Annotated in this window: 9 protein-coding genes; 2 read left to right on the top strand and 7 right to left on the bottom strand. The window is 64.7% G+C overall.

The genetic code is table 11. The features are described 5' to 3' along the window. The first annotated feature begins 57 nt into the window (after positions 1–57). Positions 58–1872 (top strand): glutamine--fructose-6-phosphate transaminase (isomerizing), encoded by a 1815-nt coding sequence (glmS, locus tag HNP47_RS13290; RefSeq protein ID WP_184279897.1) that lies wholly within the window; start codon positions 58–60, stop codon positions 1870–1872. Here glmS and HNP47_RS13285 read toward each other — a convergent pair. The 7 genes from HNP47_RS13285 to HNP47_RS13255 all read right to left on the bottom strand — a co-directional run bounded on the left by HNP47_RS13285 (position 1833) and on the right by HNP47_RS13255 (position 9098). Further along, positions 1833–2501: a Crp/Fnr family transcriptional regulator gene (locus HNP47_RS13285; protein ID WP_184279896.1), complete on the bottom strand. Its 669-nt coding sequence runs from the start codon at positions 2499–2501 to the stop codon at positions 1833–1835. The genes glmS and HNP47_RS13285 overlap by 40 nt on opposite strands. A 52-nt stretch (positions 2502–2553) precedes the next feature. Then, the gene (locus HNP47_RS13280) at positions 2554–3297 is read right to left on the bottom strand and encodes a Crp/Fnr family transcriptional regulator (RefSeq protein WP_184279895.1); all 744 of its coding nucleotides are present in this window, start codon (positions 3295–3297) and stop codon (positions 2554–2556) included. Next, positions 3297–3557 carry a DUF6894 family protein gene (locus HNP47_RS13275; RefSeq protein WP_112863138.1) on the bottom strand — a complete coding sequence of 87 codons (261 nt, stop codon included), beginning with the start codon at positions 3555–3557 and terminating at the stop codon, positions 3297–3299. The genes HNP47_RS13280 and HNP47_RS13275 overlap by 1 nt, the downstream gene beginning before the upstream one ends. 69 nt (positions 3558–3626) lie before the next feature. Further along, on the bottom strand, positions 3627–5126 hold the full coding sequence (locus HNP47_RS13270) for a phosphomannomutase/phosphoglucomutase (RefSeq protein ID WP_184279894.1): 1500 nt from the start codon (positions 5124–5126) through the stop codon (positions 3627–3629). Positions 5127–5136: 10 nt separating this feature from the next. Further along, entirely contained in the window at positions 5137–6222 is a 1086-nt protein-coding gene (locus tag HNP47_RS13265; protein WP_184279893.1) for a glycosyltransferase family 1 protein, read from the bottom strand. A gap of 85 nt (positions 6223–6307) precedes the next feature. Then, positions 6308–8521, bottom strand: a complete 2214-nt coding sequence (locus HNP47_RS13260) for an AGE family epimerase/isomerase (protein ID WP_260394856.1) — start codon at positions 8519–8521, stop codon at positions 6308–6310. A 115-nt stretch (positions 8522–8636) separates the two neighbouring features. Continuing rightward, positions 8637–9098: an Lrp/AsnC ligand binding domain-containing protein gene (locus HNP47_RS13255; protein ID WP_184279892.1), complete on the bottom strand. Its 462-nt coding sequence runs from the start codon at positions 9096–9098 to the stop codon at positions 8637–8639. A gap of 109 nt (positions 9099–9207) precedes the next feature. Here HNP47_RS13255 and putA point away from each other — a divergent pair, with 109 nt between their 5' ends. Beyond that, a complete protein-coding gene (putA, locus tag HNP47_RS13250) occupies positions 9208–12339 on the top strand; it encodes a bifunctional proline dehydrogenase/L-glutamate gamma-semialdehyde dehydrogenase PutA (protein WP_184279891.1) in 3132 nt (1043 codons plus the stop codon). The last annotated feature ends 54 nt before the right edge of the window (positions 12340–12393 follow it).

The following is a 12393-nucleotide window of genomic DNA, read 5'->3' as shown; positions in this document are numbered from 1 at the left end:
CGGATCGCTGCCAGTGCAAAGCGGCGCCCTTTTCCTGACTTCTCGGAGCCTTCGCTCATGTGCGGCATCATCGGCGTCACCGGCAATGGTCCTGTCGTTCCCCGGCTGATCGACAGCCTGAAACGGCTGGAGTACCGCGGCTATGATTCCGCCGGCGTCGCCGCAGTCGTGAACGGGTCGGTCGAGCGCCGCCGCGCCAAGGGCAAGATCCGCAATCTGGAAGCCGTCCTGGCCGAGGATCCGATGACGGCGACGGTCGGCATCGGACATACGCGCTGGGCCACTCACGGCGCCCCGACCACGGAGAACGCCCACCCGCACAAGGCCGGTCGCGTCACCCTGGTTCACAACGGTATCATCGAGAACTTCGCCGAGTTGAAGGCCGAACTGGCCGCCGAGGGCCATGTCTTCGAAAGCCAGACCGACACCGAGGTCATCGCTCACCTGCTGGACGCCGAACTGAACACGGGCCGCAGCCCGCTGGAGGCCTTCAAGATCACCCTAGACCGGCTGACGGGCGCCTATGCGCTGGCGGTGCTGATCGACGGGACGGACGACCTGATCTTGGGCGCGCGACGCGGCAGCCCCTTGGTGGTCGGCTGGGGCGAGGACGAGATGTATCTGGGCTCGGACGCGCTGGCGGTCGGTCCGTTCACGCAGAAGATTTCCTATCTGGAAGAGGGCGATTACGTCGCCGTGACCAAGGCCGGCGCCCAGATGTTCGACGTGGCGGGCAAGCCGGTCGACCGCGCCGTAGTCCAGGTTTCGGCCTCCTCGGCCATGGTCGAGAAGGGCGAATATCGCCACTTCATGGAAAAGGAAATCCATGAGCAGCCCGACAGCGTCCAGCACACCCTGTCGGAATATCTCGACCTGGTGACCGGCAAGGCCAAGACCAATCCCGTCGATTTCGCCGCCATTGATCGCATCCAGATCGTCGCCTGCGGCACCGCCTTTTACGCCGGTCAGATCGGTCGTTACGCGTTCGAGAAACTGGCCGGCCTGCCCTGCGACGTCGAGATCGCGTCGGAGTTCCGCTATCGCTCGCCGGCCGTATCGAAGTCGACCCTGGCCGTCGCCGTCAGCCAGTCGGGCGAGACCGCCGACACCCTGGCCAGCCTGACCTGGTGCAAGGCGCAGGGGTTACAGACCGCCGCCGTCGTCAACGTCCACTCGTCGTCGATGGCGCGTGAGGCCGCCGTCTTGTGGCCCACCCATGCCGGACCCGAGATCGGCGTCGCCTCGACCAAGGCCTTCACCGCCCAGGTCGCGGCCCTGTTGGCCTTGGCCGTGGCGGCGGGCGTGGCGCGCGGCCGGATCGATGCTGCGACCGAGGCCGAACTGGTCAAGGCTCTGTTCGAAAGCCCGCGCCTGATCGCCGAGGCCCTGACGATGGGCGACAGCATCCGCGCCGTGACCCACGATCTGTCAAAGGCGGACGACGTCCTGTTCCTGGGGCGTGGCGCCATGTTCCCGCTGGCGATGGAGGGTGCGCTGAAGCTGAAGGAGATCAGCTATATCCACGCCGAGGGCTATGCAGCCGGAGAGTTGAAACACGGCCCCATCGCCCTGATCGACGAAGAGACCCCGACCATCGCCCTGGCTCCGCTCGACGATGTGTTCGAAAAGACCGCGTCCAACCTGCAGGAAGTCGCAGCGCGGGGCGGCCCGGTCATCATGATCGCGCCGGAAAAGGCCCCCGATCCGCACGGCGCCGGCATTCGCCGCATCCATGCCCCCGACTGCCACCCTCTGATCGCACCCTTGGTCTATGCCGTGCCGGTGCAGCTCTTGGCCTATTACACCGCCGTTCAGAAGGGGACCGATGTGGATCAGCCCCGCAATCTGGCCAAGTCCGTCACGGTCGAATAGGCCTCGTCCGTCATCCGGCGCAGCGCTTCCGCATCGGTGATCTGGATGGCGCCGCGTCGCAGCCGCACGGCGCCGGCGCCGCACAGTTCGGTGCAGGCGGTCGATATGCTGGCGCGTCGCACAGCCATCAGATGCGACAGCTCGGTTTGACGCAGAGCAAGGACGTCGCCTCCCCTTCGGTCGTGAACGTCGAGCAATAGGGCGGCCAGACGCTGGCTGACTTTCAATGTGGCGTGGCGCGAAAGCTCAGCCTGAAGGGCGATGTTGCGTCGACGAAGATCAATCAACGCCATCTCGACCAGACTATCGCGATCGATCTTTTGCGCCAGCTTGCGAGCGGAGACGGTCAGGTATCGTCCGGCCGTCAACCAAACGGCCGACTCTGGCTCACCGCCGCCCAATACAGCGTCGAAGCTGATCACGTCGTCGCTGGACGCCAGCCCATGCGACAGAGCGCCGTTGAGCCCGATCCGCGCCAGAACACCGGACAAGATCAGCGTGACGACAGCCTCGCCATTCCGTGTGGCTGAGGTTCGCGCGCCAGCCTCGGCGAAGCAGGCGTCGCCTTCGTCCAGGCCCTGCACCGCAAGGGCGGACAATAGGGCGTGCGCGAGGTTCGGCTGGGACATGCCTCGTCTAGACGGCCGATCGCCGTTTGGTGCGATAACATGCGTTAAGCGATCAGACCGGCTCGGATTGCAGGCGCAGATAGGTGGGGTCGAACTCGGCGATTTCGGCCAAGCGACGCCAATCGAGGATATCGATCCGCCCGCCCGCCCAGGCGACGACACCCTCGCTGCGGAGCTCGGAAATCAGGCGGCTGACGTGGACGGTCGAGAGGCCCAGCGCATCACCCAGCGTCGTTTGCGTCAGCGGGAGTTCGAAGGTCAGGTCGCCCGTCTGGCCGACGGCCTGAAGGCGCAGGTAAAGCTCGCAGACCAGATGCGCCAGATGGCCCAGACCGCTACGTCGGCCCATGGCCACCAGCCATTGTCGATGGATGGCGGCGTCGATGATGGTGTCCAGCCAAAGCAGTCGGCTCAGGTGTGGATGTCGCTCGGTGATGTCGATCAAGCCGCTGTGCGGCGCCTCTGCGATCACGCAGTCGGTCAGGGCGACGACTCCATGATCCATCTGCTTCATCAGCAGGCTGTGCAGGTCGATGAAGTCGCCCGACACATTGATTTCGGTGATCTGGCGCCCGCCGTCTTCCAGCGTGGAGTAACGTGCCGAAAAGCCCGAGACTAGAAGGGTGCTGTGCAGCGGGCGGGTGTGCTCGCGCACGATGTCGGATCCGGCAGAGACTGTTTTGGGCGCATCGAGGACAGCGCTTAACGCCTCGATCTCTTCGGGATTGAGCCGGTCTCGAAGCGACAATTTGTCGACCAGCGTGGTGATCTTTGAGACGCTGCCAGCCTTGGTCATCACGCGTCCCCCGCCAATGTCCAGCCCTCGGGCGCCTGATCAGACGCAGCCGCCGTGACGCTGACGACCGTTCGACCCTCGGTGTCCGTGACGATGACGCTGAAGGCGCGGGTCGTCCAGAACGATGCGCCCCGATAGCGCAGGATTTCGCCCAGCACGGCAACGGCCTCCTCGCGGGCCGCATCAACGCTCCTCAGTTCCTCGCCCTGATCGTCACGGATGCAATCTCCGTTCTGGGTATGGAAAAAGTAGCGCGGCAATCTTCCCTCCTGGCCTCAGTCGAGAGGGAAGCGGTCACGGGCGCGATTGGTTCAGTCCGCTGTGATGTTTCAAATTTCCTGGTTGAAGGCGCCGATTTCGGGATAGGCGGCGAGGCGCGGCTTGATCTCTTTGCGGAAGAGGTCGCGCATGTCGTCTTCGGATCGCATGCTCTCGACCACCACAACCAACTCCGGCTTGTTGGACGAGGCGCGGACCAGGACCCATGAGCCGTCGTCCAAGTGCACACGGACGCCGTTGACGGTGATGGCCTCGACGATCTTGCGGCCAAGGATTTCGCCGCCCGCTGCGGCCAGATCGGAATATTCTTTCACGATCCGCTCCAGCACGCCGTATTTCAGCTCGTCATCGCAATGGGGCGACATGGTCAGGCTGGTCCAGGCGTCCGGCAGGGCAGTCTTCAGCTCGCTGAGCTTCTTGTCCGGATTGCGATCCAGCATGGCCAGCACTGCGCCGGCCGCGACCAGACCGTCGTCGTAGCCGTGGCCCAGATCGCCCGCCATGAAGAAGTGGCCCGACTTCTCGAAGCCGGCCAGGGCGCCCAGTTCGGCGGTCTTGCGCTTGATGTAGGAGTGGCCCGTCTTCCAATAGACGACCTCGGCGCCATTGGCTTTCAGGACCTCGTCGGTCTTGTAGAGGCCGGTCGACTTCACATCGACGACAAAGGTGCTGTCCGGATAGACCTTGGACAGGTCGCGGGCCAGCATCAGGCCGATCTTGTCGGCGAAGATTTCCTCGCCCGTGTCGTCCACCACGCCGCAACGGTCGCCGTCGCCGTCGAAGCCAAGGGCCAGATCGGCGCCCGTCTCACGCACCCGTTGGGTCATCTGCACCAGCATGGCGTGATCTTCCGGGTTCGGATTGTATTTCGGGAAGGTGTAGTCGAGGTCGGTGTCCATCTCGATCACCTCGACGCCCATCCGGCGCAGAGCGTCGGGGGCGAAGGCGCCGGCTGTGCCGTTGCCGCAGGCGCAGACGACCTTCAGCGGTCGCTTGATCTGCACCTTGGAGGCCACGTCGGCGACATAGGTTTCGCGGAAGTCATCGACGCGCACCAGCTTGCCGCCGGGGCGGGCCACGCCCTCGTCGTTCAGAACGATCTCTTTCAGGCGGCCCATCTCGTCGGGGCCGAAGGTCAGGGGCTTGTTCGCCCCCATCTTCACCCCGGTCCAGCCATTCTCGTTGTGGCTGGCCGTGACCATGGCGACGCACGGCGCATCCAGTTCGAACTGGCCGAAATAGGCCATCGGCGACAAGGCCAGGCCCACATCCAGAACCTCCATCCCGCCTTCCAGCAGCCCCAGGATCAGGGCCTGTTTGACGCTGAGGCTGTAGCCACGAAAGTCATGGCCGGTGACGATCTTGGGCGCGACGCCGATCTCGTGGACATAGGTGGCCAGGCCAAGGCCCAGCGCCTGAATGCCAAGAAGGTTGATCTCTTTTTCCAGGATCCAGCGCGCGTCGTATTCGCGAAAGCCTGTCGGTTTCATAAAGGCCAGGTTTTCGTAATCGGCGGTGTTTGGCTTCAGATCCTGCCTGGGCTTGAGCATTCTGATTGGCTCAGGCGGCGGCGCGTTTGCGAATGCGAGCGATGCGCCGCAGGCGACGCCAGAAGCGGCCGCGCTCGGGTTCCGGGTAGGGTTGCAGGTTCTCGACAAACTGCTCGGCCGAAGCGCGCCAGCTGAACTTTTCCGCATAGGCGCGCACAGCCTTGCGATCGAGTTCAAGGCACTGCAGGCAGGCGGTCTTGAGGTCCTTGTCGATTGCGCCTGCGTTCGATCCCGGAATGATGTCGATCGGGCCGTGAGCCGGATAGGCCGCGACCGGCGTTCCGGCGGCCATGGCTTCCAGAATCACCAGGCCGAAGGTGTCGGTCCAGCTGGGGAAGACGAAGACGTCGGCGTCGCGGAAACAGCGGGCCAGGTCGTCGCCGAACTTGGCGCCGAGGAATTTGGCGTCCGGATATTTCTCTTCGAGTTCGGCGCGGGCCGGGCCATCGCCGACGACAATCTTGGTGCCGGGCAGGTCCAGTTGCAGGAAGGCCTCAATGTTCTTCTCGACCGCCACACGGCCGACGTTCAGGAAGAAGGGCCGCGGCCAGTCCTTGCCGCCAAGCTGGTCGTAGATGCGCTCCAGGTCGGGATTGAAAACATCCGTGTCCACGCCCCGCGACCAAGGCGAGACGTTCTTGAAACCATGCTCGACCAGCTCGTCGCGCAGGGTTGGCGTCGCCACCATTAGCCGTCCGGACGGCTTATGGAACCATTTCATATAGGCGTAGCCGACCTGGACCGGGATCGGGAAACGGGCCGAGACATATTCGGGGAATTTTGTGTGGTAGCTTGTCGTAAACGGCAGCTTCCACTCGACGCAGATGCGGCGCGTGGCGATGCCGATTGGTCCCTCGGTTGCGATATGGACGGCCTCGGGTTCGAAGGCCCGCAGCATCTCGCGGATTTCTTCCTCGGCTCCGAGCGCCAGCCGGATTTCTGGATAGGTGGGGCAGGGGATGGTCTTGAATAGGCTGGGTTCGATGACCTCGACCTCATGGCCCATGCCGCGGCATTCCGCGACGGTGCGCGTCAGGGTGCGGACGACGCCATTGACCTGGGGTTCCCAGGCGTCGGTGGCCAGAACGATGCGCATTGAGGCGGGCGGACCCTGAGCCGTTGAGTAAGGGGCGAACTTCTAGACGGTTAGAATGACGAAGGCGAGACGGATGTCGGCAGCCTTATAAATCCAGCGCCGAGGCGAGATGGGGGCGCAGGGCGCCGAGCGTGGCCCTTACCTGACTGTAGGCGGCCATGATGTGGTAGAGGGAACTGGCAGGCGCTGGCTCGTCGATGAAATCGCCGCTCTCCAGCATTTTGTCACGCCACAGACCGACGGGCGTCAGATAACGCCAGAGGGCGCGCTGGGCTTTGGCAGCCTCCATCAGGCACAGATCGCGTCGACCGTCGTCTGGAGACGACGCCAGGACGAGAGCGGCTTTCAGCCATTCCGTCTGCGGCCAGAGGCGCGCGCGCGCGCTCCGGATTGAGCCGTCGATGTCCATCGCATCGATCGCCACGCCCCGCGAGGGATCGACACCTTTCAGGCCAGCCTCAAACAAACGCCATGCCACCTCGAGTGTCTCAGCGTCGGGGCGGGCTCTGGCGTAACGAGCCAGAAGCCAAGCCCATTCAAACTGATGCCCGGGCTCTATCAGCGAACCGTCGCCCCCGGCTGCCGGAGACCAGTCGGAAGAGAAGAATTCTCGGATCATGCCGGTGTCGGCATCGATGAACCGTTTGCGCGCCAAGGCGACGATCCGATCCGAAAGCCCTGCCCAGGACGAGTCGCCTCCTGCGTCCTCCCACGCGAGCGTCGCTTCTAGCAGATGCATGTGCGCATTAGCTTGATAGGGATGGTCGCCAGTTTCCACGACGCCGCCATCAGCGTCCATGGAAGCTAGCACCTGATCGCGGATTTGGGCCGCCTGATCCTCGACGCCCGCCGCAGGCATGGCGACCGAAATGTCGGCCAGGGCGAAGAGAAGGAAGGCCTGATCGTAGATGGTCGTCGTGTCCTCTTCGGGCGCGCCGGAGAAAGACAACCGAGTCCGCATCCGCCCGTCAGCCTTCATGAGGCGCTGCTCAGTCCAAGCCAGGCCCGATATGACTGCAGCACTCCAAGGCCCGGACCAGCCAAGACGGCCTGCCTCTGAATAGACCTGGAGCTGGCGCGCCTGCACGACGGCGCGTCGTGAGGCCGGAAGTCGCCGCCCGTCCTGGGCCAGCAACTCCTCGAAGCCGCCCTCGGCGTTCTGACCCAAGGTGCACCAGGTCGGCAGCGCCGTCTGCCGCATCCACGCCGCGAAGCGCGTCGCGGCCTGCTCAAGTGTCTCCTGAGGCGTCTGGGGGAAGTCGAGATGGCGCGGCGACAGCCCTTCCAATCGACTTACGATCTTTCGTACGTCCTGGCTTCGCGCCAGATCGGTGACCAATACCGCGTCCCGTTCGACCACGATGGCAAGATCGGACACGCCGACGGCGGCGACCAGAACGCCGTCGCAGGCCCGAACCAGGCAGTTCTCTGCGTCCTCGAATACATGCAGGCCGACGTCGCCCTCTCCCGACCGGTGAACGGAGTCCCAGGCGCCGAGGTCCGACCAATCAAACGCGACCGGAAGGACTGCGGCGCGCCGAGTCTTTTCCATGACGGCGTAATCGATGGAGATCTTGGGCGCATCGCCGAACCTGCGGCCCAAGAGGATCGCGCCGCCGTCCGAGAGCGAAGAGTCGAGCGCATCAGAAACGGCCTCGATCAGGCCTGCGGTGGTCTGGCGCAGTTCGTCTTGAAGGACATCGGCGCGGACGACGAAGTTGCCGCTGTTCCACAGATATCCCTCGGCGATGTAGCGTTCCGCGGTGACGAGGTCGGGCTTTTCGACGAAGGCCTGAACCTCCGCCAACCCCTCGCCGCGGGGGGCAATATATCCATAGGCCGACGAGGGGCCGGAGGGCACGACGCCAAACGTAACGATGCGGCCGGCGTGTGCGGCCTCGCTTGCCATGAGAACTGCGGCACGAAACGCGTCGCCGTCTGGGATGTGGTGATCGGACGCGACAAACAAATTCACCGCATCAGGATGCTGTCGTTTGGTCCAGATAGCGGCGGCGGCCATGGCGGCGGCGGATTCGCGTGCTTCAGGTTCCAGAAGGACGATTGCGTCGCGTCCCAGCTCTTTCAACTGTTCGCAAATCGCCTGTCGATGCGCAGCGCCGCCAATGACGATCAGCCTGCCCTCCGAGCCGGACAAATCGATGACGCGCTCGACGGTCTCCTGAAACAGGGACCGGTTGCCTGACAATGGAATGAACTGCTTTGGGCGCGACGGTCGCGACGCGGGCCACAAACGCGTGCCGGAACCGCCGCACATGATGACAGGGAAAATAACCGGCATTGGCGACGGCGTCGTACCTTGTTGTTGTGCGTGCAGGCATAGGGTAACTGAGAGCGTCCGTCACCTGCCGCAAAGCTCTAGGTAGATAGACCGCAATCAAAAGTATTCCTTAGTCTCATAGAGGCAGCACCGTCGTCGATTTTACCTCTTCCAGCACCGCATAGGTGCGAGTTTCGCGCACGCCCGGCATCCGCACCAGAACGTCGCCCAGGAAAGCGCGGTAGGCGTCCATGTCGCCGACGCGGGCCTTGATCAGATAGTCGAAGCCGCCGGCGACCATGTGGCACTCCAACACCTCCGGCTGACTGCGAACGGCGGCGGCGAAGGCTTCGAAGACGTCGCCGGTGGTGCGGTCCAGCAGGACCTCGACAAAGATCAGCAGGTCTCGGCCGACCTGAGCCGGGTCGATCATGGCGGCGTAGCCGGTGATGATCTTTTTTTCGCGCAGCCGTTTGACCCGTTCGAAACAGGCGGCGGGCGACAGGTTGCAGCGCCGCGCCAGTTCGGCGTTGGAAATGCGGGCTTCGGTCTGAAGCACCCGCAGGATGCGGCGGTCGATGGCGTCGATATCGATCATCGGAAATCACGGCCTCACACCGAATGATCTTCGGCTCAGTCCTGTATCATACGAAGCACCTTCAATGAACTCCGGCATATACGGCTGAAATCCACAGGATTTGTCGCCGATGACCTCGCCCGCCTTCATGCCTTCGAGCCTGGCCGCCTGGGACGGTCTGGATACGCACAAGTTCCGCGACGAGCGTGAGGCCGTCGCCGCCAATCTGGCGCGCATGCCTCTGGATGCGACCGAACGGGACGATGTGGTCGCCGAGGCGACGGCCCTGGTTGAACACGCCCGCCGCAGTCAGAAAAAACAGGGGGTCGTCGAAAGCTTCCTGCAGCAGTTCTCGCTGGGCACCCGCGAGGGTCTGGCCCTGATGTGTCTGGCCGAGGCGCTGCTGCGCGTGCCGGACGAAGAGACGCGCGACCGGTTGATTGCCGAGAAGATCGGCTCGGCAGACTGGGCCGCCCACCTGGGTCAGTCCGACAGCCTGTTCGTCAACGCCTCGACCTGGGGCCTGATGCTGACCGGCAAGCTGGTCGATGTGGACGACGAGGCGCGCAGCGACCTGCCCGGTTTCCTGAAGCGGATCGCCGGTCGACTGGGCGAGCCGGTCATTCGCCAGGCCGTGGCCACGGCGGTCAAGATCATGGGCGAGCAGTTCGTGGTCGGCCGCACCATTCAGGGCGCGCTCAAACGGTCGAACAAGGAAGGCTGGCTGTGCAGCTTCGACATGCTGGGCGAGGGCGCCCGGACCATGGCCGACGCCGACCGCTATGAGAAGATCTACGCCGACGCCATCGAGGCGGTGGGCAAGACGTCCAAGGGCCAGGGGCCGGAACACGGCCACGGCGTCTCGGTGAAACTGTCGGCCCTGTCGCCCCGCTATGAGGCGACGCATGAGGATGACGTCTGGGCGACCCTGTATCCCCGCATCCTGCGCCTGGCTCAGATCGCGGCGAAATACGAGATCAACTATACGATGGACGCCGAGGAGGCGGACCGTCTGGCCCTGTCGCTGAAGCTGCTGGACCGACTGGCGCACGAGCCGTCGCTGGGCGGCTGGACGGGCCTCGGTCTGGCGGTTCAGGCCTATCAGAAGCGCGGTCTGGAGACGATCGAACGCGTCGCCGATCTGGCCCGCCGCTCGGGCCGTCGTCTGATGGTGCGCCTTGTCAAGGGCGCCTATTGGGACACCGAGATCAAGCGCGCCCAGGTGTTCGGCCGCGCCGACTATCCCGTCTATACGACCAAGGCAGCGACCGATCTGAACTATCTGGTCTGCGCCAAGGCCATGATCGAGGCCGCGCCGGCCATCTATTCCCAGTTCGCCAGCCACAACGCCCACACCCTGGCGGCCGTGCGGCGTATGGCGCGTGATCACGGCGTTACGGTCGAGCACCAGCGGCTGCACGGCATGGGCGAGGCGCTTTATGACGCCGCTCAAGAAGCCTGGGCCGATGAAACCGTCATCGTCCGCGCCTACGCCCCCGTTGGCGGGCACGAGGAACTGCTGCCCTATCTGGTGCGTCGCCTGCTTGAAAACGGCGCCAACTCCTCCTTCGTCCACGCCCTGCTGGACGAGCGCGTGCCCGCCTCGGCCGTCGCGGCCGATCCCATTTCCCTGGTCGAGGCCCAGCCCGACCGTCACCCCAAGATTCCGGTTCCGAAAGACATGTACGGCGATCGTCAGAACTCCCTCGGCCGCGATTACTCTCAGGCTGCCGACCGTGAAGCCCACGCCAAGGCGCTGGAACTGGTCGACCGCGAGAAGTTGACCAGCGGTCCGATCATCGGCGGCAAGCTGCGCGCCGGTATCAACGCTCAGGACGTGACCAATCCCTTCGATCGATCACAGGTGCTGGGCCATGTCTCGGAAGCCGAGACGGCTGACATCGACGCCGCCGTCCAAGCCGCCGCCGAGGCTCAGGTCAAATGGGACCGCCAAGGTGGCGCCAAGCGCGCCATCGTCCTGCGCGCCATGGCTGATGCGCTGGAGGCCGATCTGGATCGGTTGGTCGCCCTGCTCAGCCGCGAGGCGGGCAAGACCCTGAACGATGGCGTCGCCGAGGTGCGCGAGGCCGCCGACTTCTGCCGCTATTACGCCCTACTGGCCGAGCGCGACTTCACCGCCCCGGAAACGCTGAAGGGCCCGACCGGCGAGACCAATCAGCTGTTCCTGCACGGACGCGGCGTCTTCGCCTGCATCTCGCCGTGGAACTTCCCCCTGGCCATCTTCACCGGCCAGATCGCCGCCGCCCTCGCCGCCGGCAACGCCGTCCTGGCCAAGCCCGCCGAACAGACGCCGTTGATCGCCGCCGAGGCCGTCCGCCTCTACCACAAGGCCGGCCTGAACCCTGACCTGTTGGCCTTGTTCCCTGGGCGTGGCGAGACTGTCGGCGCGGCCCTGGTCACCCATCTGGGCATCGACGGCGTCGCCTTCACCGGCGGCACCGACACGGCCGCCGCCATCAACCGCTCCATCGCCGCCCGCCCCGGCGCCATCATCCCCTTCATCGCCGAGACCGGCGGCCTGAACGGCATGTTCATCGACACGACGGCGCTGAAGGAACAGGTCATCGACGACGTGATCCTGTCGGCCTTCGGCTCGGCCGGTCAGCGCTGCTCGGCCCTTCGCGTCCTCTATGTGCCGAAGGATTCGGCCGACGCTCTGATCGAGGGCCTGAAGGGCGCCTTGGCCGTCCAGACCGTCGCCGACCCCGCCGATCCAAAGACCGACATCGGTCCGGTTATCGATCCCGAATCCCGCCGGGCCCTCGAAGCCCATGTCGAGCGCCTGTCGAAGGAAGCGAAGATCATCGCCCGCGCCGACCTGCCGATGTGTGCCGACAAAGGGGATTTGTTCGCCCCCACCATCGCCGAAATCCCGACGCCCGACTTTCTCGAACGCGAGGTCTTCGGCCCGATCCTGCACATCTACCGCTACGCCCCGTCCGACCTGAAGTCGGTCGCCGGCAAACTGGCCGCCCGCGGCTACGGCCTGACCCTGGGCGTCCACAGCCGTATCGAAGCCTTCGCCGCTGAAGTCGTCGATCTGGTCCCCGCCGGCAACGTCTACGTCAACCGCTCGATCACCGGCGCGGTTGTCGGGGTTCAGCCTTTTGGGGGGGAAGGCCTGTCGGGCACGGGGCCGAAGGCCGGCGGGCCTAACAGCCTGATCCGCTACGCGGCCGAAAAAGCGATCAGCGTGAACATCGCCGCGCAGGGTGGGGATCCGGCGCTGCTGAACCTATAGCTAACGCTGCGGTTCACGGCTCAGTCTGCGCCATAATATCGCCTGTTGCACAAG

The organism is Brevundimonas vesicularis, from assembly GCF_014204545.1.
Taxonomy (GTDB): Bacteria; Pseudomonadota; Alphaproteobacteria; order Caulobacterales; family Caulobacteraceae; genus Brevundimonas; species Brevundimonas vesicularis_B.
This window is presented reverse-complemented; position numbering and strand designations above follow the sequence as displayed.